The organism is Acinetobacter sp. HZNU-JH01, from assembly GCF_037996845.1.
Classification (GTDB): domain Bacteria; phylum Pseudomonadota; class Gammaproteobacteria; order Pseudomonadales; family Moraxellaceae; genus Acinetobacter; species Acinetobacter haemolyticus.
Map to the genome: position 1 here is coordinate 2,608,118 of NZ_JBBMZX010000001.1, position 25,326 is coordinate 2,633,443.

General features: G+C 39.1%; 21 protein-coding genes, 6 tRNA genes and 3 pseudogenes. 21 read left to right on the forward strand and 9 right to left on the reverse strand.

The window, feature by feature from the left end:
- The first annotated feature begins 220 nt into the window (after positions 1–220).
- On the forward strand, positions 221–2,305 hold the full coding sequence (locus AAC851_RS12395) for a TonB-dependent receptor family protein (protein WP_407705567.1): 2,085 nt from the start codon (positions 221–223) through the stop codon (positions 2,303–2,305).
- A gap of 62 nt (positions 2,306–2,367) precedes the next feature.
- Here the strand turns inward: AAC851_RS12395 and AAC851_RS12400 are convergent, their stop codons facing one another.
- Positions 2,368–3,174 carry a tetratricopeptide repeat protein gene (locus tag AAC851_RS12400; RefSeq protein ID WP_004760852.1) on the reverse strand — a complete coding sequence of 269 codons (807 nt, stop codon included), beginning with the start codon at positions 3,172–3,174 and terminating at the stop codon, positions 2,368–2,370.
- A 256-nt stretch (positions 3,175–3,430) separates the two neighbouring features.
- Positions 3,431–4,153: a CAF17-like 4Fe-4S cluster assembly/insertion protein YgfZ gene (ygfZ, locus tag AAC851_RS12405; protein WP_005089269.1), complete on the reverse strand. Its 723-nt coding sequence runs from the start codon at positions 4,151–4,153 to the stop codon at positions 3,431–3,433.
- Between the two features lie 181 nt (positions 4,154–4,334).
- Between ygfZ and AAC851_RS12410 the strand changes: the two genes are divergently transcribed.
- The 3 genes from AAC851_RS12410 to AAC851_RS12420 all read left to right on the forward strand — a co-directional run bounded on the left by AAC851_RS12410 (position 4,335) and on the right by AAC851_RS12420 (position 5,813).
- Entirely contained in the window at positions 4,335–4,787 is a 453-nt protein-coding gene (locus AAC851_RS12410) for an SRPBCC family protein (RefSeq protein ID WP_171055811.1), read from the forward strand.
- Between the two features lie 186 nt (positions 4,788–4,973).
- Positions 4,974–5,318 carry a zinc ribbon domain-containing protein YjdM gene (locus AAC851_RS12415; protein WP_005089274.1) on the forward strand — a complete coding sequence of 115 codons (345 nt, stop codon included), beginning with the start codon at positions 4,974–4,976 and terminating at the stop codon, positions 5,316–5,318.
- Between the two features lie 159 nt (positions 5,319–5,477).
- Positions 5,478–5,813 (forward strand): YegP family protein, encoded by a 336-nt coding sequence (locus AAC851_RS12420; RefSeq protein ID WP_004640635.1) that lies wholly within the window; start codon positions 5,478–5,480, stop codon positions 5,811–5,813.
- 45 nt (positions 5,814–5,858) lie between these two features.
- On the opposite strand, the gene AAC851_RS12425 is transcribed toward AAC851_RS12420, so the two are convergent.
- The 3 genes from AAC851_RS12425 to AAC851_RS12435 form a co-directional block, all read right to left on the reverse strand.
- Positions 5,859–7,084 (reverse strand): IS3 family transposase gene (locus AAC851_RS12425; protein ID WP_160126557.1). Its coding sequence is split into 2 segments (ribosomal slippage): positions 5,859–6,745 and positions 6,745–7,084, totalling 1,227 coding nucleotides; the frame shifts between segments, so codons are not numbered across the junction.
- Positions 7,085–7,191: 107 nt separating this feature from the next.
- A complete protein-coding gene (locus AAC851_RS12430; RefSeq protein WP_005089277.1) occupies positions 7,192–8,907 on the reverse strand; it encodes a proline--tRNA ligase in 1,716 nt (571 codons plus the stop codon).
- Positions 8,908–9,109: 202 nt separating this feature from the next.
- Positions 9,110–9,766 carry a hypothetical protein gene (locus tag AAC851_RS12435; RefSeq protein WP_004640632.1) on the reverse strand — a complete coding sequence of 219 codons (657 nt, stop codon included), beginning with the start codon at positions 9,764–9,766 and terminating at the stop codon, positions 9,110–9,112.
- A 277-nt stretch (positions 9,767–10,043) separates the two neighbouring features.
- Between AAC851_RS12435 and pilG the strand changes: the two genes are divergently transcribed.
- The 8 genes and pseudogenes from pilG (at position 10,044) to AAC851_RS12465 (ending at position 19,235) form a co-directional block, all read left to right on the forward strand.
- Positions 10,044–10,427, forward strand: a complete 384-nt coding sequence (gene pilG, locus AAC851_RS12440; protein ID WP_004640629.1) for a twitching motility response regulator PilG — start codon at positions 10,044–10,046, stop codon at positions 10,425–10,427.
- 21 nt (positions 10,428–10,448) lie between these two features.
- Entirely contained in the window at positions 10,449–10,811 is a 363-nt protein-coding gene (locus AAC851_RS12445; protein WP_004640626.1) for a response regulator, read from the forward strand.
- Between the two features lie 48 nt (positions 10,812–10,859).
- Positions 10,860–11,396, forward strand: a complete 537-nt coding sequence (locus tag AAC851_RS12450) for a chemotaxis protein CheW (protein ID WP_004640625.1) — start codon at positions 10,860–10,862, stop codon at positions 11,394–11,396.
- A gap of 47 nt (positions 11,397–11,443) precedes the next feature.
- Positions 11,444–13,525, forward strand: a complete 2,082-nt coding sequence (locus AAC851_RS12455; protein ID WP_004640623.1) for a methyl-accepting chemotaxis protein — start codon at positions 11,444–11,446, stop codon at positions 13,523–13,525.
- A gap of 156 nt (positions 13,526–13,681) precedes the next feature.
- Positions 13,682–14,207: pseudogene (locus AAC851_RS15925) on the forward strand (Hpt domain-containing protein); the annotation flags it as partial.
- A gap of 77 nt (positions 14,208–14,284) precedes the next feature.
- Positions 14,285–16,190 (forward strand): annotated as a pseudogene (locus AAC851_RS15930) (Hpt domain-containing protein); the annotation flags it as partial.
- Positions 16,191–16,426: 236 nt separating this feature from the next.
- A pseudogene (locus tag AAC851_RS15935) lies at positions 16,427–18,763 on the forward strand (hybrid sensor histidine kinase/response regulator); the annotation flags it as partial.
- Positions 18,764–18,779: 16 nt separating this feature from the next.
- Positions 18,780–19,235, forward strand: a complete 456-nt coding sequence (locus AAC851_RS12465; RefSeq protein ID WP_005089284.1) for a hypothetical protein — start codon at positions 18,780–18,782, stop codon at positions 19,233–19,235.
- 48 nt (positions 19,236–19,283) lie between these two features.
- On the opposite strand, the gene dapE is transcribed toward AAC851_RS12465, so the two are convergent.
- The 3 genes from dapE to AAC851_RS12480 form a co-directional block, all read right to left on the reverse strand.
- Complete coding sequence (dapE, locus tag AAC851_RS12470; RefSeq protein ID WP_005089285.1) at positions 19,284–20,417, reverse strand: succinyl-diaminopimelate desuccinylase; 1,134 nt, start codon at positions 20,415–20,417, stop codon at positions 19,284–19,286.
- A gap of 125 nt (positions 20,418–20,542) precedes the next feature.
- A complete protein-coding gene (locus AAC851_RS12475) occupies positions 20,543–20,686 on the reverse strand; it encodes an entericidin A/B family lipoprotein (protein WP_004640614.1) in 144 nt (47 codons plus the stop codon).
- Positions 20,687–20,795: 109 nt separating this feature from the next.
- Positions 20,796–21,659, reverse strand: a complete 864-nt coding sequence (locus tag AAC851_RS12480) for a DUF1853 family protein (RefSeq protein WP_005089287.1) — start codon at positions 21,657–21,659, stop codon at positions 20,796–20,798.
- Between the two features lie 100 nt (positions 21,660–21,759).
- On the opposite strand from AAC851_RS12480, the gene AAC851_RS12485 reads away from it, so the two are divergent.
- From AAC851_RS12485 to AAC851_RS12525, 9 genes are all read left to right on the forward strand, one after another.
- Positions 21,760–22,125 carry a YbaN family protein gene (locus AAC851_RS12485; RefSeq protein WP_004640610.1) on the forward strand — a complete coding sequence of 122 codons (366 nt, stop codon included), beginning with the start codon at positions 21,760–21,762 and terminating at the stop codon, positions 22,123–22,125.
- 214 nt (positions 22,126–22,339) lie between these two features.
- Positions 22,340–22,870, forward strand: coding sequence for a cell wall-recycling L,D-carboxypeptidase ElsL (gene elsL / locus AAC851_RS12490; protein WP_004640609.1), 531 nt, complete (start codon positions 22,340–22,342; stop codon positions 22,868–22,870).
- A 143-nt stretch (positions 22,871–23,013) separates the two neighbouring features.
- Positions 23,014–23,089, forward strand: a tRNA-Val gene (locus tag AAC851_RS12495).
- A 23-nt stretch (positions 23,090–23,112) separates the two neighbouring features.
- Positions 23,113–23,189 (forward strand) — tRNA-Asp (locus tag AAC851_RS12500).
- A 43-nt stretch (positions 23,190–23,232) separates the two neighbouring features.
- A tRNA-Asp gene (locus AAC851_RS12505) sits at positions 23,233–23,309 on the forward strand.
- A 100-nt stretch (positions 23,310–23,409) separates the two neighbouring features.
- Positions 23,410–23,485, forward strand: a tRNA-Val gene (locus AAC851_RS12510).
- Between the two features lie 39 nt (positions 23,486–23,524).
- Positions 23,525–23,601, forward strand: a tRNA-Asp gene (locus AAC851_RS12515).
- 140 nt (positions 23,602–23,741) lie between these two features.
- Positions 23,742–23,817, forward strand: a tRNA-Val gene (locus AAC851_RS12520).
- A gap of 93 nt (positions 23,818–23,910) precedes the next feature.
- Positions 23,911–24,381: a DUF2750 domain-containing protein gene (locus AAC851_RS12525; protein WP_004640608.1), complete on the forward strand. Its 471-nt coding sequence runs from the start codon at positions 23,911–23,913 to the stop codon at positions 24,379–24,381.
- A 52-nt stretch (positions 24,382–24,433) separates the two neighbouring features.
- Here the strand turns inward: AAC851_RS12525 and AAC851_RS12530 are convergent, their stop codons facing one another.
- On the reverse strand, positions 24,434–25,219 hold the full coding sequence (locus AAC851_RS12530) for a YdcF family protein (RefSeq protein ID WP_005089289.1): 786 nt from the start codon (positions 25,217–25,219) through the stop codon (positions 24,434–24,436).
- Positions 25,220–25,326 lie beyond the last annotated feature (107 nt).

Genomic DNA, 25,326 nt, shown 5'->3' on the forward strand with positions numbered 1-25,326 from the left:
TGAGGGTAAATGTTTCACTTACAATTATGAGGGTATTTAATTTTATTTGCTAATGTCGATCAGTAACAAGATTGATGATTGTGGCTAAAGTTAATAATGTAAGACAAATATAAAATAATCAAATGCTTACTTTAAAAATCCTGTTTGAATTTTTGAGAAATAAGGAATCTTCATGCCTTCAATGAAAATTAACTTTTTATACGGTTGTGTCGTGTTATGTATGGGTTTAGGTAGTAGCTCAATCTGGGCTAATGAATCTAATTCAGAGCATACAGTTCAGCTCCCAACGATTACTGTTGAAGCAACTCGTATGAATACCGACTATTTACATACACCAGCATCTGTTTTTCGGATGGATACATCTGAGCAACAACAATCTGCTCAAGTTAATTTGACTGAATTGGTAAAAGGTGTACCGAGTCTACAATTGAATAATCGTGAAAACTATGCACAGGATTTACAGCTATCCATGCGAGGTTTTGGTGCGCGTTCAACTTTTGGGGTGCGAGGAATTCGTCTTTATGTTGATGGTATTCCTGCGACGATGCCGGATGGTCAAGGTCAAACTTCAAATATTGATTTGAGTAGTCTGAGTCATCTTGAAGTTTTAACAGGACCATTTTCTTCTCTCTATGGAAATTCTTCTGGTGGGACGTTGTTAACCACAACCAAAGAAGGTCAAGGCAAGGATTCAATTGAATTAAATTATACTGGTGGTGGTCACGATAAAAATCGTGCGGGTATCATTTTGCAAGGTGGCGCCAAAAATCAAAATGAACCCAGCTATATCATTAGTTCATCTTACTTTGATACAAATGGCTACCGACAACATAGTGATGCTGATAAAGTTCAAAATAATGCCAAGCTAACGTGGAATTTGGAAGATGGTTCCAAGGTGAACTGGATTACCAATTACGTCAAAATCAATGCAAATGATCCACAAGGTTTAACTCGCGAACAATGGCGTGAAAATCCACGACAACAGGTTCCTTTTCTCAAGCAGTTTGATGTACGTAAGGATATAGAGCAGATTCAAACTGGAGTAACGTGGTCAAAACCAATTGATGAGCAAAATGAACTTTATATGATGGGATATTGGGGGAATCGCCAAGTCACTCAATATCAATCCATTCCAAAATCTACTCAAGAAAATCTGAGACATGCAGGTGGTGTAATTGACTTTGAGCGTAACTATTATGGTGCTGACTTCCGTTGGACAGGCAAGGAGCTATTGCCAAATACAATAGTGAGTTTAGGTGTTGCGCTTGATGCCATGGACGAAGACCGTAAAGGATATGAGAATTTTAACTTAGTAAATGGTCAACCTTCTTATGGTGTTAAAGGAAAATTGCGCCGTGATGAAGATAACACCTTGTGGAATATTGACCCATATTTACAAGCTTCTTGGCAGTTCTTACCTACATGGAAGTTAGATACAGGTGTGCGTTATAGCAATGTACACTACAAATCCAAAGATCATTTCATTGTTGGAGTCAATGGGGATGATAGTGGCAAAACAGATTATTCTAAGTTACTTCCGTCGGTTGCGTTAAGCTGGCAAGTCTTTCCAGAGTTATTGACCTATGTGAGTTACGCTAAGGGTTTTGAAACGCCAACATTTACTGAAATGGCATATCGCCCTGATGGGTTAGGTGGATTTAATTTTGATTTAGAAGCATCAAGTAGTGATACGTATGAGTTTGGCTTAAAGTCACAAAATATGTTGGGTAATTTTACGTTGGCGGTATTTCAGACCAAGACTAAAGATGACATTGTTTCGGCTGGTGCAAAAGATGGACGCAATACTTTCCGCAACGCTGATAAAACTTTACGTGAAGGTGTAGAGTTAACATGGAACAAAGCGCTATGGCATGATTTGATTGCAAATGCTAGTTATGCATATTTAGATGCGACTTTTGAATCGGATGTGCCTGAGATTGGTTCAGTTTCCAAAATCGAATCTGGTAATCTGATTCCAGGGATCGCAAAACAACGAGCCTATGCTTCATTGGCATGGAAACCTAAAGCTGGATTATATGGCGGTGTAGATGCTCAATATAGTGACAAAATATATGTCAATGATATTAATACTGAGGTAGCACCAAGTTACACCACCATTTCTGCTTACACTGGCTATGTTTGGAATATGAATGACTGGCGTGTAAATACTTATGCACGTATCGATAATATGTTGGATAAAAATTATATCGGTTCAGTGATCGTAAATGATGGTAATGGGCGTTTCTTTGAACCAGCAGATGGGCGTAACTGGAGTGCGGGTTTTTCCGTAACTAAGCAATTCTAACCATATGAATCACCAAATACCTTATCTTGAAAGAATAGGTATTTGGTGAACTTTTACAATATTTATGGCTTTGCGCCAGATGCTTTAGCTTGCTTTTGTTGAGCTTCAATCTGTTCTACTTTGGCCAAGGATTCTTTAGCTTGAGGGATACCTTGTCTCGCTAGCTCGGTAAAAATCTTTTTCGCCTCAGGTAGATTTTGCTGAAGAATATCTCCATTTGCGAGCATATTACCCAAAGCCATTAAAGACGGCGCGTAACCTTTTTCAGCAAGTGATTGGATAGATCTAATCGCTTGTTGACGCGTAACAGGATTCTTATTTTTAACCCCTTGTCCAAGATCATATATCGCTCTGATATGCATTGCAGGGTAGTAATTCTTCTGAATTAATGGTCTGAGTTGGCGAATTGCAATTTGATCTGTCTCAGGTTTACCCTGAGCAAATAATAAAGTTGCGATTTCAACAATAGCTTCTTCGGAACCTTGTTTGGATGCTTTGTCGAGGTACTCTTTAAATTTTTGAGTGTCTTTGCTTAAACCTAAGTTTCCTTGACGATAGGCTTGGGCAATCACGAAGCTTGCTTTCCCGAAACCTTTATTTGAAGCGTCTTGATAATATTGCAGTGCTTTCTTTTCATCTTTATTGGTTCCTTGACCATGTTGGGTCATGGAGCCAAGATTATAGATTGCTTGAGCATTTCCAGATTCTGCAAGACGTTGCATTTCTGCAAATGCTGCTGGGTAATTTTTTGCCTCGTAGAGTTGAGTTGCTTTTGCAAATACATCGGGCTTATTGGTTGCTTTATTGTCTGCTGCCAATGTTGAGTGGCTTGCAACGATCATTAGACTGGCAATGAGCAACTTTTTCATCTTTTTTTCCTTTCCTTCATTTCTGCTCAAATCCTTTGTAATCAGCAGAAAATAACTTAATCCCCATATCATAAAAGTTTCGCAGAGAATGTAAATAATGATTTTGTATGTATTGTGAGGAAGCCTGTTTTATAGATGAATTTGTTGTTTTAATAAGAAAATTTAAGTGTAATAAATAAAATTAACTCATGTGTTCATCGGATTCATTCGCCGTGATCACACATGAGTTGGTACGATTAATTTTTTGGAGAAGAACTTAGCTAGGTCGAGCTACATCACCATTCAAAGCTTCAGGTAAATCTAAAACCTTAACATCAAGTTCTTGTATAGCTGTAGGCTTGGCAATCACCAGAGCGAGATAACCATTGTCAAAAGCAATACTATTGACTACCTCAACATCTTTGTTGAGCTGTGTTGCAGGGGCAGGTGTTGTCTCTTTACCTTGAATTAAATGTAACCAGTGTTTAGGTTTGGCTTTAAACCAAAGACGAGCCACAATTTCTTGCCCGAGATAACAGCCTTTATCAAAGTGCACGCCTTCCCGTTGATGTAGACGCAGCTCTTGAGGTTGAAATAGATGTTCAGTTGTTTGAGTAATCCATGCTTGTCCAGATTGAATTGCTTGAACTTGCCATGTATTGATGTCGGTTTCTGTAGTAGAAAAATCAGTTTGAATACCATTTATCGTTGGGAAAACTGAACTGATCTCTTCTAATTTCATTTTAGAAAATGCACCAAACTTACGAATATGTTTGGCAAACTCTTCTGCTTGATCCTGTGTAGTCACTAGCTCAAAGCTTTCTGAATTTATTTTTTTGATCCATAGACCAAAGTGGATACGGCCCTTTAAATCACAAATTGCAGTATAACGGCTTTCATTCTCAACCAATCGTTCAACATGAACAGTGACTTGACCTTGTAAGAATTTTTGTGCATCTACACCATTTAAGCTAAAAGCAGTAAAAGCAAGTTGGTTCATAGATCAATCCTAAAGCAGCATTCTGATCGTTAAAATAAGGGATGTTATTTTGCGCCATTTTTCACAAAAAAGCAGCTTTTGAATGTTGATATTCGTGTTGAAATAAATAATTGATCACATCATCTTGGTAGAACGATTGTGATTGCAGGCTACATTTAGAGAATAATAGTGAGATTGGAGAATAAAAATGACAGGCACAGTGAAGCTACATCGTGTGTTTAGTGCACCAGCAGAACGAGTCTTTAAAGCCTTTCTAGATCCAGATGCATTGGTTAAATGGATGGCACCCCATGGGTTTACTGCTAAAGTTCACCATTTAGATCCGCAGAAAGGCGGGACATATAAGATATCATTTACAAATTTTTCAACGGGTCAGGTACACTCATTTGGTGGTACTTATCTTGAACTGGTTCCAAATGAACGACTCCGTTATATCGATAAATTTGATGACCCAAATTTAGTTGGAGATATTCAGGTCACGATTGAATTAAAGCCCGTCATGGTTGGCACTGAGGTTTATATTACCCAAGAGGGCTTACCTGATGTGATTCCTGTTGAGGCGTGTTATCTAGGTTGGCAAGAATCATTGTATCTATTAAGTTTATTGGTCCAAGCAGATATCCCTGACCAATAACAGACACTAACATTCATCATTTGATCACTGTAAAATTGAAAAGGAAGATTTGATTGTATTTGCAATCTAAAATACGGAGCTCAGATATCAAATTGATTCCAGAACGGTTTACATAGAAAAAAGAGTTAAGTGCAAAATTTTGAAAAATAAAGTCTATAGCTCATAATAGAGTTTTTGAGATTTTTTATGTCTTTTCCAAATTGCCCACAATGCCAATCAGAATATACTTATCAAGATGGCGACTTATTGATTTGCCCTGAGTGCTCGCATGAGTGGAAAGAAGGAGAGAGTCAGGCTACAGAATTAGAAGAAATGATTAAGGATGCAAATGGCAACCTTCTAGCTGATGGCGATAGTGTTACCGTAATTAAAGATTTGAAAATAAAGGGTTCATCTTCAGTTGTTAAAGTAGGAACAAAAGTCAAAAGTATTCGCTTAGTACCTGACGCAAGTGATGGTCATAACATTGACTGTAAAATTGATGGGGTTGGTGCAATGAAACTGAAATCTGAATTTGTGAAAAAAGTTTGATTTATTTGCGATCAGGTTAGATGAGGGAGCGGTTAGAGCTCCCTTTTTACAATTATATCAATTACCAAAAAAGAACAAAAAACGATCTAATGTGCTTTTGCGCTGTTCTATATTGTTTGAACAATAAGATGAATCTAAATATTAGAAAAAGAGGTGTTTATGGCAGGGTGGTTTGAAGTGAGTCAAGCGAGCGATGGCCAATATCGTTTTGTTTTAAAAGCTGGTAATGGTGAAGTGATTTTAACGAGTGAGTTGTATAAAGCAAAAGCTTCAGCAATGAATGGCATTGCCTCGGTACAAAAGAATAGCCCAGATGATGCGCGTTATGAACGTTTAACCGCTAAAAATGATAAGCCTTATTTTAATCTTAAGGCTGCAAATCACCAGATTATTGGTACGAGTCAGATGTATGCGAGCGAACAGTCACGCGATAAAGGAATTGAATCGGTCAAACAGAATGGTTCATCAGAAACCATCAAGGATTCCACTGTTTAATGTCCCGTCCTGAAATAGATTGACAGTATTTCATTTCAAACCGAGTTAAGCAATTAGCTCGGTTTTCGCTTTCTCATACATCTGATTAGGAGTAATCATATTTAAACTTAAATGCGGTCTGTAGCAGTTATAAATCACTATAGATTCCGAAATTAAATGGTCTAACTCCTTCATCGTTTTACATCGTGTAGTTAAGAACTCCTGTTTGAGTATGCCATTGATTCGCTCTGCTAAAGCATTTTGGTAACAGTCTCCTCCATCTGTCATCGAGGGACTTATACCGTAATGCTGTAGTGCCGATTGATATAATTCAGAGCAATATTGAGAACCTCTATCTGAATGATGAATCAGGGTTGTTGCTCTATCTTTTATAGACTTCATTGCCATATGTAAGGCTTGTACAACATTCTCTGCCCGCATATCACTTGATAACTTATAACCTTTAATTTGTCGGGTATAGGCATCTGTCACAAGTGATAGATAATGCACACCCTCTGCACTTTCAACATAGGTAATATCACTAACAAAGACTTCATTTGCCCGTATTGGAGAATAATCCTTTAATAAATTAGGATGTTTCTTCATCCAGTGTTTGCTATCTGTAGTTTTGGTATAGCGACGTTTAGGGCGTATCAATAAATCATTCTCTTTTAATACCTTAAATAACTGATCTCGACCAAACTTCAGTCCTTGTTCTAGCAATTTTGGTTTGATCAGCCAATAGAGTTTACGCGTACCGATACTTGGCATCAAATAACGATACTCCATAACCAATTCAAGTACTTGCTGAGTTTCCTGAGCTTTGATTTGAGCACGTTTTTCTGATTGATAGTAAGCCTGTCGGGTGATTCCTATCCACTCACAATAACGTGAGACATTTAGTCTTCTTTGGGCTTGCCAATCTTTGAAACGTGCTCGGTATACTTTTTTCCAAGATCACTCCCACATTCTTTGTCTATGTGATAAATCACATCTTGGATAAATTCAGTTTTTAGCTTTTCTGCGGCTAATTGTTTTTCCAACTGGCGAATGCGTTGTTGAGGGGTGAGTTGGCGTTTTGAAGTGGAAGGCATAGCTTTAGAAGTCCAATCTTGTTGTCCGTACTTACGTAACCATGTAAGCACAGTTGATCTTCCTTGAATACCATATTTTGCTTGAGCTTGTTTATAAGTGATTTGCCCTTTTTCTACCTCATGGACAATCAGCATTTTAAAGGCAAAACTATAATCTCGTTGTGTTCGTTTAACTCGTTGTTCTTTTTCATATTCCATAAAATAAGCCTCTTAAGGTGTATACTTATTTCAGGACGGGACATAACGTTTAAATAAAAAGCCGCTTCATTGAAACGGCTTTTTTTATATTTTGAATTGAAGTCTGATTAGCGAACAAGTTTTGCGAATAACTCTTCTTTATTGAGATTGCTTGCTTCTGCATCACGACGACCTTTGTACTCAAAAGTACCAGCATCTAAGCCTTTTTCACCGATGACGATACGATGCGGGATACCCATCAACTCAAGATCAGAAAATTTAACACCAGGACGCTCATTACGATCATCAAGTAACACATCGTAGCCTTGTGCTTGTAGTTCAGCATACAGTGCTTCAGCCGCTTCTACGGTACGTGGTGATTTGTGCGCATTCATTGGAACAATAGCTACATCGAATGGCGCGATTGCTTGAGGCCAAATAATCCCTTTATCGTCGAAGTTTTGTTCAATTGCTGCTGCGACAACACGGGTCACACCAATACCATAACAGCCCATGGTCACTGTAAATGGTTTGCCATCTTCGCCAAGTACCTTACAGCCTAAAGCTTCTGAATATTTTGTACCGAGTTGGAAGATATGACCGACTTCGATACCGCGCTTAATCTGCAGAGTGCCTTTACCATCAGGAGAGGGATCTCCTTCAACCACATTACGAAGGTCGTAAACCTCTGTAAAGGTTGCATCACGATCCCAGTTGACACCAGTGGCGTGTTTATCAACTTCATTTGCGCCAGCAATGAAGTCAGATAATACAGACGCAGCACGGTCTACGATGACAGTTAAGCCCTTTTCGACTAAACCTTGTGGACCGCAGAAACCAGCTGTTAAACCGTGTTGTTGTAATTGTTCTTCAGTTGCAAAAGTTAAAGGTGCTGCAATCAAAGGATGTTTCTCTGCTTTGATTTCATTCAGCTCATGATCACCACGTATGAACAATGCCACGATTGGTGTATTGCCAGCTTCATCAGTAATTCCTTGTACAAGGAGTGCTTTTACAGATTGTTTAGCATCAGCATTCAGAAATTGGCAGACATCAGCAATGGTTTTTTGATTTGGTGTGTCGACTAAAGCAAAATTTTGGGTTGCAGCAGCGCGTTCACCCACTAAAACTGCTTCAGCCATTTCAACATTTGCAGCATAGTCTGACTCAGTCGAAAATGCGATATCATCTTCACCACTTGCTGCAAGCACATGAAATTCATGGGATGCTGAGCCGCCGATAGAACCTGTGTCTGCTTGTACAGGACGGAAGTCCAATCCGAGACGGCTAAATATACGACTGTAAGTGTCATACATCACATCATATGTTTCTTGCAATGATTCTTGATTTGCGTGGAAAGAGTAAGCGTCTTTCATAATGAATTCGCGAGAACGCATTACACCAAATCGTGGACGAATCTCATCACGAAATTTGGTCTGGATCTGATAGAAGTTTAGCGGGAGTTGTTTATAACTCTTTAACTCATTACGCGCTAAATCTGTGATAACTTCCTCATGCGTTGGACCAAGCACAAAATCGTTATTGTGACGATCTTTGAAACGAAGTAATTCAGGACCATATTGTTCAAAACGACCAGATTCTTCCCATAACGCTGCAGGTTGTGTCACAGGCATAAAAACTTCTAATGCACCCGAACGGTTCATTTCCTCGCGGACAATAGCATCAACTTTCTTTAAAACGCGTGTTCCCATGGGCAACCAAGAGTATAAGCCAGAAGCGAGTTTACGGATCATCCCCGCACGTAACATGAGCTGATGAGAAATAACCTCAGCATCATTTGGGGTTTCTCTTAACGTTGCAAATAAAAAGCGGCTTGCGCGCATGGAAACTGTCCTAAAGTTAAGTGTAATTAAAAATGGTGAGTGTAGGTCAATACAGCTCACCTACATTTGAACTGACGGGCATTATGACATGAATCAAGGGATTTGGCGCAGTAAAAAGTCATATCTGATTTCTAAATGAAGGTGCGATCTAACAAAATCCTTGTTATTTAAAGCACAATATAAGATTTGATTTATTGTGTGATTATTGATTTGACTCGAGTTTTTTGAGTCGATTAATGATGTCTGTATATTCGTGATCTGTTTTTTGATATGCATTTCGAAGACTTTCAACCGTTTTTTTCACACTTTCAATATTCTGCGTATTATTTGCTAGGTTGCTCTTGAGTTGTGCTGGAACTGCTTGCCCTTTGCGATGATATTCCATTTCTTGGCGTTTAAATCGAATTTTATCGCTTTGTAATTGCTGGAGTTGTTCTTGCTGATAATTTAACTGTTTTTTTAAGTTTTCTAGGATCTGATTCCTTTTTGCTGTTGCAATTTGAGCACTACCATAAGCTCGTTTTAACCGTAAATCCTGTTCTCTTTGGCGAGCTAAAGCTTCTCTTTGTGCTGATTGTTGTGCGTCTACAGCTGCATTGTATGGTCGGTTACGCCTGATCACTTGCATATTTCGATCAAGTGCTTCGTATCCGTGACGAATATGATCTGGTGAAACAGATGTGCTGACATTAGCAACACCATTATTATCATAATAGCGGTACCAAACGGCTTTAGCTTGGTCTGTGGCAGCAAGGGTAGATGTGCAAATGAATATCAATAGGGAAAATGAGCAAATGTAAATGCAAGTCATCGTTTTAAGCTGGCTAACGCGGAAAGCGCACTTTAACGAACCAGTCATTACATCTCCCGTAAAAAAGTTAACTAAATCACTTATTTTTAAATAATAATCAATTGTATATTAGTGGTTATTTATACAATTAAAAATAGTTGGAATGCAAAAAAAATAGGAATTTAATTAAAAGTGTGAACTACTTACGGTTGTTCTAAGAAACTGATAGGTTGGTTCAAAAAACTTCATTGATAATGCAAGTAAAGATATGTTAAAAATATCAAACTGTATAAAACAAATTAAACCAACCACAATTTGTATTGAGTGAATGGGGCGGAACAATTAAATGGAAGATAAATTTCAAAATTTAAAGGTGATGGTGATTGACGATTCTAAAACGATTCGTCGTACAGCTGAGACCTTATTACAACGTGAAGGTTGTGAGGTAATTACTGCAGTTGACGGTTTTGAAGCATTATCAAAAATTGCTGAAGCAAATCCAGATATTGTTTTTGTGGATATTATGATGCCGCGTTTAGATGGTTATCAAACCTGTGCATTGATCAAGAATTCATTAAATTATCAAAATATTCCAGTCATCATGCTTTCAAGCAAAGACGGTTTATTTGATCAAGCAAAAGGGCGTGTTGTGGGGTCTGATGAATATTTAACTAAGCCGTTTAGTAAGGATGAGCTGTTGAGTGCGATCCGTAACCATGTCAGCGCATAAAATTTAAAAATTGAGGAAAAAATGGCTCGTATTCTTATTGTAGATGATTCACCTACTGAAACATTTCGCTTTAGAGAAATTTTAACTAAACACGGTTATGAAGTTTTAGAAGCAACTAATGGTGCCGATGGGGTAACGATGGCACAAGCTGAATTGCCTGATTTAGTGCTTATGGATGTTGTCATGCCTGGCATGAATGGCTTCCAAGCAACACGTCAGATCAGTAAAGCGAAAGATACACAACATATTCCTGTTGTGATTGTCAGCACTAAAGACCAAGCGACGGATCGTGTATGGGGTAAGCGTCAAGGGGCAAGTGATTATTTGACCAAGCCAGTAGATGAGCAACAGCTTATTGATGTGATTAAACAGCTATTAAGTTAATTGGTTCGCTCACTATGAGCCTCTCATGACGTAATAACGGGATAGAGTATGGCAGCAAACGGATTTATCGAGTTGCTTCGTTTATCCAAGCGAGGCAACAAACAATATACTGCAACTCAAAATGAAGTCAGCCGTTGGTCTGGTATTGCATTTGAGATGTTAGGGCAATATTTTGTTGCACCATTGGGGGAAATTTCAGAGGTGATTTATCCTCCGAAATACACACCTGTACCGAATACTCAGGCATGGGTGCGCGGTTTGGCAAATATCCGCGGAAGATTGCTTTCAGTGACTGATTTATCACATTTTATCTCAGATCAACGAAGTCAATTTTCTCCGACACAAAAAGTAATTTGTATTAGCCATCAAGATCATTATGTGGGGTTGGTCGTTGATCAGGTCTTGGGAATTCAACACTTCAATAAAAAGAGTTTTTTTTCTCAAAGTAATGAGCTAGACAGTAAATTAAAAGACTATTGTCAGGGGTATTTCCACCAACATAATCAACAATGGCATGTGTTCTTACTGAGTCGATTGCTAAAAAATCCTCAGTACATGAACGCATCAATAAAGTTTATAAACTAATTTAATACGCGACGGAAGATAAGCGCGTATTCAGGGGAGAAGCTGGAATGGGCTTTAAACTTAAAAAGAAGAATGGTAGTGACGGTGCAGGATCTAAAAAGGGCGGGGCTTTTCTAGGAAAAATTCGAACGCAACTTGATCAATTTTCTCGTTTATTCGGTGAAACTGAAAAGTCTAAGCCAATTATCTATCGTGCCTTAATTGCTTTGGTCCTTGCAGTTATCCTCTTAATTTATTTGTTCGTGAGTTTGCCTCGTTCTAACCAATTAACGCGTAGCTTAGGTGAGTTGCGTTTGCTTTCGCAGATGATTTCACGCCAAGCAACTGAAGCCACTGCTTCAGGTACATCTGAGACGATGAATAACTTGGTTGCTTCTGAAAAGCGATTTGCAGAAAATCTGGAAGTTGTTGAAGATGTATATGGTAAAAGCTCAGATGAATATAAAAAGGTCAATGAGTTGTGGACCAACGTATCTAAAAACATCGACTTAATTGCATCTCAACAAGCGATCATTAATCAGCTTTATGACACTAACATTTCGATTAGTGAAACGATTCCTGAGATTCAAGCTGAATATAACTTGATGGTTGACCAAATGGTTCGTGAGAACATGCCAAGTAGTCAAGTAATCATTACCAAGAACCAAGTGTTTATTGCAGAGCGTATCTTGCGTTCGATCAACTCGGTATTGGTCGGTACGGACAACTCTAATGCATCAGCGAATGACTTCGGTGCAGACATTGACACCTTTGGTATTTACTTAAATGCTCAATTGAATGGTAGTTCAGAACTTGGTGTAGATCGTATTAGTTCACCTGATCTGCGCGAGTCTGTTGATAGTATTAAATCTGATTATGATGCAGTTTTGAAATTGGCGGCTGAAACGGTTCTAAAAAATGCCAACCAAATTGTCCATGTACGTCAGGCATCCTCTGAAATTTTTACTCAATCAGATGCTTTGTTAAGCTCATTAAATGCTTTATCAGATAAAGCAGAAGGCGGTTGGGGCAATGTATTAGCTGGTATTGCATTAATTCTAGCTTTAGGTGTCTTAGTTTTCTCTGCACTTCAATTATTGGCATTACGTAGTAATACAGATAAAGAACGTGTGACACGTTTACAAGACGAATATGACCGTAACCAAAACGCGATTTTACGTTTACTTGATGAGATTGCTGACTTAGCTGATGGTGATTTACGTTCATATGCGACTGTATCAGAAGACTTCACTGGTGCAATTGCTGACTCGATCAACTTTGCGATTGATCAATTACGTGATCTTGTTTCTCGTATTACAGATACATCACAAGAAGTTGCGCGTTATACTCAAGATACACAAAGCATTACCAACCAATTGGCAGAAGCTTCTGAACATCAGGCTCAAGAAATTGCAGGTGCCTCAGCCGCAATGAATGAAATGGCATTGTCAATTGACCAAGTATCTGCGAATGCATCCGAATCAGCAGAAGTAGCAAAACGTTCGGTACAAATTGCAACCAATGGTGCGCAAGTGGTAAACCGTTCGATTGAGGGGATGGATCACATCCGTGAACAAATTCAAGAAACATCTAAACGTATTAAGCGTTTAGGTGAATCATCTCAAGAGATTGGTAACATTGTCTCATTGATTAACGATATTGCCGACCAAACCAACATCTTGGCATTGAACGCTGCGATTCAAGCATCGATGGCAGGTGAGGCAGGACGTGGTTTCGCTGTCGTAGCGGATGAGGTTCAACGTCTTGCAGAACGTTCTGCATCAGCAACCAAACAGATTGAAAGCTTAGTAAAAACCATTCAAACAGATACCAATGAAGCTGTTATTTCGATGGAGCAAACAACATCTGAGGTTGTACGTGGTGCTAACTTAGCAAAAGATGCTGGTATTGCACTTGATGAAATTCAAACGGTATCGGGCGATTTGGCAAAACTGATTGCAAGCATTTCGGACGCAGCAAAACTTCAATCTGCTTCAGCAAGTCATATTGCGACGACGATGAATGTTGTACAGGAAATTACGTCGCAAACAACAACAGCAACGTTTGATACAGCACGTTCGGTTTCAGAGTTGGCGAATATGGCTGAATCATTACGTGAATCGGTGACTGACTTTAAGTTACCAGAATAAGCAGCAGGATTGGAAAGACAGATGGGGGTGTCTGTCTTTCCATTTTAGAGATGTAGGATATCTCTACAAGGTGATGGCGAAATGGAACGACATCTTGTGTGATTGATACTCGTATTTTTTACCCACAATTGGTGGATAAAAACGAAAGAAGCCGCTATGAAAGAAATATTAAAAACGTTAGTTGAAACGATGACGCTTCCTGAAGATAGTTATCTTGAACAAGATGCAGAAATTCTTGAAATTTTTATTGAAGAATTAGATGAAATCTTTGTCGAGTTAGACCCATTATTGGTTCAATGGATTGAACAGCCGAATCTACAGAATGTGTTGACTGATATTCGTCGTCATTTCCATACGCTCAAAGGTTCTGGTCGCATGGTCGGTGCGAAATCTTCAGGAGAACTAGGCTGGACGGTGGAAGATACGTTAAATCGTGTCTTAGCGGGAACGATTCCGCTTACGACAGAAATTCAACGTTATGTACAAGCGATTTTTAATATTTATCGCTTTAAGTTAATTCACGATTTCAAAGCGGTTCGAGCACATCTGATCGACTTACGACCATTGGTGCTATTAGGACAACAATTACAACAACAGAGTGTTGAACCAGCGCTTTCTGACTTATTAATGCTTGCTGATCATTTGGTAAGTGAGGACATAAGTACGGGATTAGAATTGGTTGAAGAAACGCTATTTGTTGATCACTTAACTCAAACTGAGCAATTGGAATTAGATAATGCAGATAAAGTGCTAGCTGAAGACGAGCTACTTGCTAAAGAAACTTTGGCTATTTTCTTGGAGGAAGCTGAGGAACACTTGGCGACAATTGATCAATTCTTACAAAATGATCATCCGACGAATGAGCATTACAACCATTTAATCAGAGCCTTACATACGCTTCGTGGTAGTTCGGCAATGGCACACATTGATCAAATTTTTGATGCTAGTTCAAAAGTAGAAAATTTATTTAAAACGCTATTGCATGATGAATTGGATTCGAACTCAAATGAAACAGCCTTACTAACGCATTATGCTCAATTTGTGCGTGATTATTTATATAGTTTGAGACAGTTAGAGACAGCGCAAAGAACAGACGAAATTCATGCAACTTTCAATACTGCTTGGGATAGCTATGATTTCCAACTTGAAGATTCTCATGGAGAAAATCTAAGACCGCAAGGCTTAGTTTCACAGCTCTTGGAACTCAATATTCAAGATCTGTTAGATGTGGAATCTGATTTTGATCAGCGTGCAAGGACTGAGTTCCCACAATATATTCAGCAACTCAGCCAGCAAGCTGAAATTTTGCTACAGCATACACATCATCATGCAACGATTGGCATGTATCAATACACAAGCCTATTAAGATCGAGTTATCAGGACTTAATTTATAAGCCAAGTTTACTTAATCTTGAATATGGATTTGAATTGTATGATCAAGTTCATCAACAGTTTATTCAGTTATTTGATACATTGGCTGCTGGACAACGAGTTACGCTGACGAAAGAACATGAGCAGATGCTCAATGAGTTAAGTACATTCACTCAACAGAATATCGAGTTATTAGAAGCGGAATTGATTGAAACAGATCATGATCAAGCAGCTCCATTGAGTGAAGCAGAAGTTGTGCAGGATTCAATTGTTGATACAAGTGATTTAGCCGCTCGGTTTGCATTAGACAAACAACAACTGTCTACGAGTGAATCAAATCGTGATTTTGATCCAGACTTATTGGACATTTTCCTTGAAGAGGCTGATGAACTTTTAGTTGGTATCGATGAGGATCTCAATACTTGGGTTGCTGATCTACAAAATGTGAATGCACTTAAAAACTTGATGCGATATTTACACACCTTAAAAGGTGGCTCAAATATGATTCATGCGCGTCATATAGGTTTGATTGCGCATGAGTTAGAAACAATTTATGAAAAGCTGATTAACCAACAGATTCAAGCGACGCCATCACTTATTTCTGTGATTCGCTCAGTACAGGACGATATTGCCGATCGAATTCAAACGATTCGTGACCAGCAAGTGGATTATCCATCTACGCATGTCTTAGACGTGTTAACTAATTTGATGAAATCAACTGCAACGACAGCTATTCAGATTGATAAATTTGTTGTGTCAGAAGATGAAGATATTGAAAAAGCAGTAGATTTGGATGGCACAACTGAAATAGAAATATCGACTCATTCAGATGTTGCAGAGCCATCGATTGATGTTACTAGTTTCGCTGCTCAATTGGCTTTGGATAAACAACAATTACAATCAGAGCAATCTAATCGAGACTTTGATCCTGACCTCTTAGATATCTTCCTTGAGGAAGCTGATGAGCTGATGGTGGGTATTGATGCTGATCTTAATACATGGACGACAGATCGTCATAATGTAAATGCTTTAAAGAATTTGATGCGATATTTGCACACCTTAAAAGGTGGTTCAAATATGATTCAAGCGCGTCACATTGGTCTGATTGCGCATGAATTAGAAACGATTTATGAGAAATTGATCAATCAACAAATTCAAGCATCGCCTCAGTTAGTTGCAATTATTCGTCTCGTTCAAGATGATATTGCAGATCGCATTCAAACGATCCGTGATCAACAAACAGATTATCCTTCAACACATGTGATTCAGTTGTTACAACATGCTGATCAAGATATCGATGTTGAGCGCTATGCGACTGAAACTGAGATTGAGCAAACCTCAGCTGAACTTGTAAATGCAGATTTAGAGGTCGTTGCCACATCTATTGATAATATTGAATCAGAGAGTATATCGGCTGAAACGCAACTCGATTTTGTAGAGACAGAATCATTGCTTCAAATAGCTGAAGCAGATTCGGATAAAGATGATGTTACATCGAGTTTGATGCAGGATGTTGTGGAGGATGACACCGAGGAAGATGATGTTCGCTCTTTAGTAGAACAAACATTCCTCGAAGAAGCAGAAGAGTTACTCGGCCAAGCTCAACATCTATTAAAACAGTGGTTTGAACAACGCGGTAATCGCAGTTTGTTATTACAGCTTCAACGTAATGCACATAGTCTTAAAGGCGGTGCACGTATGGCTGAAATGGATGCAATCGCAATTATTGCCTACCATCTCGAAAATGCATTTGAGCAGTTTGGTTTACATCATTTTAGTTCAAACGTTTACGATAATTTATTGAATACTGCATTAGCATGGCTCAATGATGCAATCTTTAAACGTCAATATGCCAATTTCGATGGCTTAAAACAAAGTCTTGAAAATATGGAGTTTGTCGATGTAGCTGCGCAACTGCCGCAAAAACTTTCTGCACGCGATATATTTACTCCAGAATACACAATGGAGTTTGTGCAAGGGGATGGCACCGAACCACCATCGATGCTGGGTGAGTGGGAAAGCACTGAACGTATTGAACAGAACAATGAAATGATTCGTGTTTCAGCTGAAGTCATTGAGAAGATGATTGATTTATCAGGTGAGAATGCGATTAACCGTTCACGTATTGAAATGGATTTAGGTCAACTCGGTGGTACGTTGACGGAAATGGAGTTGGCAATCAAGCGTTTAGCAGACCAGCTACGACGAATGGAAGGGGAATTAGAAAGTCAGATTATTGCCCGTCATGGTGGTGAAGATGCACGCTATGCAGACTTTGACCCGCTCGAAATGGATCAATATTCTTCTTTAAATCAGTTATCAAAATCTCTCGCAGAGTCTGCATCAGATTTGGTTGACTTTAAGACAACGCTTTCAGAGAAGATCCGTGATACAGAGGGATTATTATTACAACAATCTCGTATTCAGGCAGAAATCCAAGAAAGTCTAATGCGTACACGATTGGTACCATTCTCACGTTTGTTACCTCGTTTACAACGTATTGTTCGTCAAACAGCCTCGACCCTTAATCGTCCAACTGAGTTGGTCGTGAATAATACAGAAGGTGAGTTAGATCGTAGTATCTTGGAGCGCTTAGTTGCACCATTTGAGCATATGCTCCGTAATGCGATTGACCATGGTATTGAAGACCGTGAACAACGTTTACAAGCAAAGAAACCAGAAACTGGACATATTGTTTTAAACATCGGTCGTCAAGGTACAGATGTTGTTGTCACTTTCAGTGATGATGGTAAAGGGATCGATGTCAATCGTATTAAAGAAAAAGCGATTCAAACTGGATTGATGACCAAAGATCAGAAACTTGATCAAGATGAGATTCTTCAGTTTATCTTCCATCCTGGTTTTAGTACCGCAGCACAAGTCACACAGATTTCTGGACGTGGTGTCGGGCTAGATGTGGTGCAAAGTGATATTAAAGCTTTAGGTGGACATGTCAGTGTGGGTTCTATTTTAGGTAAGGGAACCACATTTACGATTCGTGTACCGACTACTGTAGCAGTAAGTGATGCTTTGATGGTAAAAGCAGGCGATCAACAGTTTGCATTCCCATTGGCACAGATCGATCGTATTGTTCGTATCTCACCAATGGCTTTAGAGCAATACTTTGAAAGCCAAGATGATTACTTCAAAATTGATCAAGAAGATTATCGTTTACGCTATTTATCAGAGTTTGTTGCTGGACAGCCTATTCCTCGTTTAACTGGTATTGTTCATTCTTTACCTGTGTTGTTGATCAAAGGTGCTCAAGGTCAGATGACTGCATTATTGGTTGACCAGTTAATCGGCTCTCGTGGTCAAATTGTTGTTAAACCAGTTGGTCAACAATTCTCAAGCATTGGTGTTATTGCTGGTGCAACGATCTTGGGTGATGGTCAGGTTTGTTTGATTTTAGATGGTCAAAATTTAGCGCGCCAAGCCCAGTCAACTGCACGAAGTAAGCAAGCAGATGAAACCTATACGAAGCAGCGTTACGATGAGCGCCGTCTCATCATGATTGTCGATGACTCGGTGACAGTTCGTAAAGTAACGTCGCGCTTGTTAGAGCGCCAAGGCTATGATGTGGTGACTGCAAAGGATGGTGTCGATGCAATGGAGCAGCTTGAAACAGTGAAGCCTGATTTAATGTTGCTGGATATTGAAATGCCGCGAATGGATGGTTTTGAAGTAACGAATCTAGTACGACATCATGAAATCCACCGTGATTTACCAATCATTATGATTACATCTCGTACGGGTGAGAAGCATCGTGAACGTGCGTTATCCTTAGGCGTGAGCCAATATATGGGTAAACCATTCCAAGAGGAAACGCTCTTAGAAAATATTGAAAGCTTACTTGCTGTGCGTTGATTAAGGTGAAAAAAGAATGGTAAAGAAAAGCACTAATACCGCATTAAGACAGATTGATCAACAAGAGTTGCAGCATCTTATTACAGTTTCGACTGGATTTATTGATGCTTATATTATTGAGTGTCATCAGAAAGTTCCGATGCTTCTACCGCAAAATATTGTTTTATCCGCAATGGATACGCCTACCAATGTGGAACATATTGAGTGGCATGATTTAAAGTTACCCGTACTTGCTTTGCATGACCCAATGCAAAAACAGGGGGTTGCGTTGGTTGTGGAAGGTGAGGACGTTTCACAGCGTTTTGCACTCATTTGTAATGAAATGCCTGAATCAATTCGTTTACGTATTTCTGAGATCGTGGATGAAGATGGAGACGTTGAGGATCCAAAGGTTTTTAAGTACGTGAAAATGGGGGAGAAAAGATATTTTGTCCCTAACTTACAAAATATAGAAACCCAATTGGGCTTATAAAATAAGAGGAACTCTATTTTGAGTTCCTTTTATTTTTAAATCATGATTTTAGGTAAGCAGTTGCACTAAAATTTGTTCATAAATCTCAGCTAATGGTTCTAGGTCATCGACATTAACATGTTCATTAATTTGATGAATTGTTGCATTTAAAACCCCAAGTTCTAAAACTTGTGCGCCTGTTGGAGCGATAAAGCGACCATCGGACGTGCCACCACTGGTTGAAAGTACTGTTTCTACACCAGTCACATCCTTAATTGCAGTTTTTGCAGCATTTACTAATTCACCGACGGGTGTTAGGAATGGCAAGCCTGAAAATGTCCAGCTAATATCGTAATTTAACTTATGTTTATCTAGTATTTCTAAGACACGCTGTTGAAGGATTTCTGCGGTAACTTCAGTCGAATAGCGAAAATTAAATGTCACTTTTAGGTGACCAGGAATGACATTGGTCGCACCCGTACCTGCTTGAATATTCGAGATCTGGAATGAGGTGGCTGGAAAATATTCATTACCATTGTCCCATACAGTTTCACATAACTCATTCAATGCTTTAGAAGCAAGATGAATCGGATTTTCTGCAAGATGAGGGTAAGCAACGTGACCTTGTTTTCCATTTACAGTCAATACCGCATTTAAAGAGCCTCGACGACCATTTTTTACGATATCGCCGAGTTGATTAGTGCTTGATGGCTCTCCAACTAAGCACCAAGTCATTTTTTCATTACGTGCTTCTAAAGTTTCAACTACTTTGACCGTACCATTAATCGATGGGCCTTCTTCATCTGATGTAATTAAAAAAGCAATTGAGCCTTTGTGATCTGGATGTTTTGCGACGAAACGCTCTGAAGCAACAACCATTGCAGCTAAAGCGGTCTTCATATCCGCCGAGCCACGACCATATAATTTTCCATCACGAATGGTGGGTTGGAACGGATCTGAGTTCCATGCATCTAGGTGTCCAGTTGGAACCACATCAGTATGACCAGCAAAACAGAAAACTGGATTTTCTGTACCACGACGAGCCCATAAGTTATCGACATCCTCAAATCGGAGCTTTTCGATATTAAAACCAATTTTTGCTAAACGATCAGCCATGATGTTTTGACAATCATGGTCTACTGGCGTTACAGAAGGTTGGCGGAGGAGTTGTAAACTAAGTTCAAGCGTATCGGAGTGGTTCATGCGAGATGGTGCTAAATCTGGTGAAATCTGAACCGATATAATAGGGGAATATTGCCAAGAAAGGTATGTCAAAATAAACCTTATCTACGTGTAGATAAGGTCTTGTGGGGGATTGTTCGGTAAAATTACATTTTATTTTGTGTCTTTTCAGCCGTTTGAGTAACCTTATCACCAGCTTTTGACACATCTTGGCCAAAACCTTTAAATGTATTACAGCCTGTTAAAACAAAAGCAGTCATGATTGATGCAACTAAAACTTTTTTCATCATATTCTCCGTTTCAATTTAATTTTGATGTATTTAAGAGGCTAAGAAAATTAGAAGAAAATGAACATAATGGTTTGATTATAGATGTGTTATGAAATGTTACTTGGGTAGGTTAAGTTTGATTAAATAATAATGCAGGTTGGCGGAACATATAAAATGCCGGATCAGATTCAGTTGTATGATATAAACCGTCGGTCCACCATATTGCATTGGATGAAGTGGCTATTTGATTCGGGCAAAGCCATTCATGGCGTTGAAGTCGATAGTATCTTTGCTGAGGGATACTCGTTCCCCATGTTCCTAATTGACGAGATGTATTTATCCACATCGGTAAGCATTGATTGTTTTTCTGTTGATGGGGAAGATAAAGTTGGCCTTTCATGACCGCAAATTTCCGTTGGATGTTATAGCCATTTGCTTCTGAAAATTGAAATTGGCGATCAGTAAAATGCTTTAGTTTACGATGTAATGTATCTTCTCGATTGAGTCCATACCAGTGCGCTAGATTTAAATGACCCTCGCCAAGATAATATTTTAAAGCAACCTCCCAATGCTCAACTTCTTGTGTCAGTTGATTAAGCACAAGAAAATCAATTTCGCCTAAAGTGATTGCACCAGCAATTTTTTGGATACTATGCCCTAACAGTTTATAAGGGTGGTATTCGTCATCGAGTAACCAAAACCAAAGTAAGTTCTCAAAACGTAAACCTAAGCGAGTACTTTTAAGTCGAGCTAAAAAGTCGTGTAAAGGTTGAGGTTGTTGATCGAGTTGATATAAACGTTTTTCGTAGTTTTGATACAGTATTTGCCAAGTCACATTATCGTGTAAGTCAAACTTGTTTTTTATCATTAGCTCACTAGGGACGGCTGATAAAATATTTGGACTAGCGATAGCGAAGGCCAGTTGACGTACAATTGGGTTCTTAAATTTTAACCATGGTTCAAAAAAGCAAGGACGGTCAGCGACGCTAAACATGAAGGAACTCGATCATGGAAATAATGGGCTAAGTTTAAGAAACAAGAACAAAAACACTTTATACTAGCACGGTTGTTTTGACATGTTGGTGAATTGGTAAATGAAGATCCTATTCTGGCGCAGTTTAGTTATCCTTTTTGTGACATTAGGGATCATAGGGGCTATTTTGCCAGGCATGCCAACCACTGTTTTTCTCATTATCGCTGCTTGGGCGGCATCTAAAGGTTGGCCACAAATGGATGCGTGGTTACTCAATCATCCCAAATATGGTCCTACCTTGCGTAACTGGCGAGAAAATGGAACTGTGCCACGTAGAGCAAAGTGGCTTGCAAGCATTATGATGTTAATTAGCGGCATTTTGATGTTATTTACCAATGCACCTTTTTGGGTAAAGGTGTTTACCAATACAACCATGTTTATTGTTGCTGTTTGGCTGTGGTTCCGCCCAGAGCCTGAGCAGCGTTAAGAAAAGTAACGCTTTGTCCGAGTGCAAGACGAGCAGCTATGCTGTGAGTGGCGAGTTAAGAAAAGCAACGCTTTGTCCTGAGATGGAATTAAAGCTTTGTAATAAGACGAGCATCTGAAAATCAATAATCATCCTGTCTTATATCAAAACTACAGAAAAGCAGTTCTATTTATGTTGAAATAACACCATCTGATTAAAAATATAGAGACTGAACATGCCCTATGCGCTCGAACAGGCCGATATCTTAATTGACTTAGCACAACAAACTTTGTACTTGCCAAAACATAATAAATTTTATGTTATTTCCTCAGGAAAAAATGGTATTGGTGAGCAAGAAAATACAGGGAAGACACCAAGAGGATGGCATCGTATTGCTCAGAAAATTGGTGATGACGCGCCTAAAAATTCGGTTTTTATTGCCCGACAAGCGACTGGTGAAATATACGATCAAGATCTTGCGCAACAATTTCCTGAACGAGACTGGATTCTTTCTCGGATTTTGTGGCTGGATGGGTTACAAGCTGGATTCAATCAAGGTGATGGATGTGATACATTCAAGCGATATATCTATATTCATGGAACACCAGAGACAGAACCTATGGGCATCCCAATGTCGCATGGCTGTATTCGAATGAAGAATGATGAGGTCATTGAGCTTTTTGAGCTGATTTCAGAGCAGGCATTGGTTTATATTTCGGAACATGCGCTGGATGAGTCGATGATAAAATCAGAAAGAAGTGTTTAAATAAAATACGAAAACATTGGAATTATCAAAGAATTACTTATTTTTTAATCACTCAGGTGGTTTTTTCGGAAAAGTATATGAAAAGCGTTTGACAGTCTGTAAAGATTCTCTATAATGCACCTCACAAACGATGAAGACGTTAAGGGCGCTTAGCTCAGTTGGTAGAGCGTCTGCCTTACAAGCAGAATGTCGGCGGTTCGATCCCGTCAGCGCCCACCAAGCCTTTACGTTAAAACTCAAGTGCAGCGGTAGTTCAGTTGGTTAGAATATCGGCCTGTCACGCCGAGGGTCGCGGGTTCGAGCCCCGTCCGCTGCGCCACTTAAGTTTTAATAGTCGTTTGCCATAATTGCAAAATTATCGTGCAGCGGTAGTTCAGTTGGTTAGAATATCGGCCTGTCACGCCGAGGGTCGCGGGTTCGAGCCCCGTCCGCTGCGCCACTTTAAGATTGCAAGATTGGATATACCTTAGGATACAAGACTACGCACTTTGTTTGTCTTGCGTCATAAAAGTTGATAGTTAATCAATTTTTATTCCTCAGGGCGCTTAGCTCAGTTGGTAGAGCGTCTGCCTTACAAGCAGAATGTCGGCGGTTCGATCCCGTCAGCGCCCACCATAATTTGTGACATTTACTTCTTGATAGAAGTATCGTAGTGCAGCGGTAGTTCAGTTGGTTAGAATATCGGCCTGTCACGCCGAGGGTCGCGGGTTCGAGCCCCGTCCGCTGCGCCATTCTCTTGATTCTCTGTTCAAGAGGGTGTTAGTTTTAACAAGTATCTTTATACTTGATCTCTGATTCGAGATGCCATTAGAAAAATCAAAGATTTTTCTCTTGTGCTCAGACAAAGCTTCGCTTTGTTTATCCTCGCTCAGGGCGCTTAGCTCAGTTGGTAGAGCGTCTGCCTTACAAGCAGAATGTCGGCGGTTCGATCCCGTCAGCGCCCACCATATCTCCTTAGATACTCCTCCTCAGATCGTTGTAATCAATACTAAATTCTTTTATTATTAGCCTCAATAATGATTCTAATATTGAAGTAATATATGAGAAACCCTTATCAACGTAAGGCTGCGTCGAAATCTCAAACAACGACATCAAACACATCTTCTAAAGACGCTTATCGCCAGTTTATTGAAAATATTATTTTACAACGTCAAGTGATTGCCTTATATCACGATGGTTGGGCATTATGCTCAACGCCTTCTGGACAACATGCCTTAGCTGTTTGGCAAAATAAAAGTTTGGCTAAATTACTCATCAAAGACAATTGGGTGAAATACGATTTGCAAGAAGTTCCTTTGCTGGACTTTGTTGGAAAAATGATCCCTTTTCTAAGAGAAAATAATACAATTCTTTCTTTAGATTTAACCCCTGAAGGAAATAATTTACTGGTAACACCTGACACCTTGTTATTAGATATTAAAAATTTCTTGTATCAAATCTATTTACAGCGTCCTGATATTTTTGCTGAATTAAAGTTACCATTACCTCGTGATATTCGTATACATCAATAGTTTTTTTAGACTTAGCGATCGCAGCTAGAAATATTGATTGGGTCTTTCCCAATCAATATTCATTAAGTAACCAACCACTTACGTAGGCAAAATATTCCCTTAACCATGCGTTATATCGTGTTTGTAGCGGTGTTGTTGAACCAATCGTTGTGATGTTGCTATAACCTTGTTTTTTCGCAATTGCAGCAGCTCGTAGTGTATGAAAATCACTGGTGACAATCGCGATGGGTTGTTGAAGTGAAATCTTGTGAGCTTGTAATAGGGGTTGGCTATTTTTGAGATTTAATTCAGTACTGGTACTTTTATCTTCCAATATTATTTGTGTTGCTGGAATATGATGTTGTTGCTGTAAATAGCGTGACATCACAATGGCCTCACTTTCTGTTTCACCAAAATCAACACCACCTGTGAGCAATAGTTTAGCATTTGGTTGGGTGAGGGCAATTGGGGCGGCACGATCTAAGCGTTTTGCAAGCGCAGCAGATGGTTGACCATTTTCGATACCACTGCCTAGTACAATGATGGCAGCGACTGAAGTCGGTACTTCTACTTGGCTATTATTCTTATTTAAATAGTTAAAGAAATAGCCTAAGCTAATCAACCATACCCAAAAGCACAGCCAGCCAAATCTCCAAATTGAATGCAGACGAAAATGGTAGAAGAAAAAGCGTTCTAGGTGATAGTAAAAAAATGAATAGAGACAGAAAAAAAGCCCAAGTAATAAAGGTAATACGGTTCCGATATGAATTTTCTTAAGCGCAATGAGCACTGCGCCATCGATTAATAATATAAAACCGATAACCGCAAAAAAAATACGAAGCCAAGAACTTATTTGCATACTCTGAATCGATGTCGATTTAAACTTGCTAAGTGTATGGAAAAAAAGTCGAAAGGCAAATCTTTTCATTCATCAAATAAAAAACGAGTGGTGAACCACTCGTTTTT

Bases quoted from the DNA above. Each gene is read 5' to 3' on its own strand.
- AAC851_RS12395 (WP_407705567.1), top strand. From the start codon at position 221: ATGGGTTTAGGTAGTAGCTCAATCTGGGCTAATGAATCTAATTCAGAG.
- AAC851_RS12400 (WP_004760852.1), bottom strand. From the start codon at position 3,174: ATGAAAAAGTTGCTCATTGCCAGTCTAATGATCGTTGCAAGCCACTCA.
- ygfZ (WP_005089269.1), bottom strand. From the start codon at position 4,153: ATGAACCAACTTGCTTTTACTGCTTTTAGCTTAAATGGTGTAGATGCA.
- AAC851_RS12415 (WP_005089274.1), top strand. From the start codon at position 4,974: ATGTCTTTTCCAAATTGCCCACAATGCCAATCAGAATATACTTATCAA.
- AAC851_RS12420 (WP_004640635.1), top strand. From the start codon at position 5,478: ATGGCAGGGTGGTTTGAAGTGAGTCAAGCGAGCGATGGCCAATATCGT.
- AAC851_RS12430 (WP_005089277.1), bottom strand. From the start codon at position 8,907: ATGCGCGCAAGCCGCTTTTTATTTGCAACGTTAAGAGAAACCCCAAAT.
- AAC851_RS12435 (WP_004640632.1), bottom strand. From the start codon at position 9,766: ATGACTGGTTCGTTAAAGTGCGCTTTCCGCGTTAGCCAGCTTAAAACG.
- pilG (WP_004640629.1), top strand. From the start codon at position 10,044: ATGGAAGATAAATTTCAAAATTTAAAGGTGATGGTGATTGACGATTCT.
- AAC851_RS12445 (WP_004640626.1), top strand. From the start codon at position 10,449: ATGGCTCGTATTCTTATTGTAGATGATTCACCTACTGAAACATTTCGC.
- AAC851_RS12450 (WP_004640625.1), top strand. From the start codon at position 10,860: ATGGCAGCAAACGGATTTATCGAGTTGCTTCGTTTATCCAAGCGAGGC.
- AAC851_RS12455 (WP_004640623.1), top strand. From the start codon at position 11,444: ATGGGCTTTAAACTTAAAAAGAAGAATGGTAGTGACGGTGCAGGATCT.
- AAC851_RS12465 (WP_005089284.1), top strand. From the start codon at position 18,780: ATGGTAAAGAAAAGCACTAATACCGCATTAAGACAGATTGATCAACAA.
- dapE (WP_005089285.1), bottom strand. From the start codon at position 20,417: ATGAACCACTCCGATACGCTTGAACTTAGTTTACAACTCCTCCGCCAA.
- AAC851_RS12475 (WP_004640614.1), bottom strand. From the start codon at position 20,686: ATGATGAAAAAAGTTTTAGTTGCATCAATCATGACTGCTTTTGTTTTA.
- AAC851_RS12480 (WP_005089287.1), bottom strand. From the start codon at position 21,659: ATGTTTAGCGTCGCTGACCGTCCTTGCTTTTTTGAACCATGGTTAAAA.
- AAC851_RS12485 (WP_004640610.1), top strand. From the start codon at position 21,760: ATGAAGATCCTATTCTGGCGCAGTTTAGTTATCCTTTTTGTGACATTA.
- elsL (WP_004640609.1), top strand. From the start codon at position 22,340: ATGCCCTATGCGCTCGAACAGGCCGATATCTTAATTGACTTAGCACAA.
- AAC851_RS12525 (WP_004640608.1), top strand. From the start codon at position 23,911: ATGAGAAACCCTTATCAACGTAAGGCTGCGTCGAAATCTCAAACAACG.
- AAC851_RS12530 (WP_005089289.1), bottom strand. From the start codon at position 25,219: ATGCAAATAAGTTCTTGGCTTCGTATTTTTTTTGCGGTTATCGGTTTT.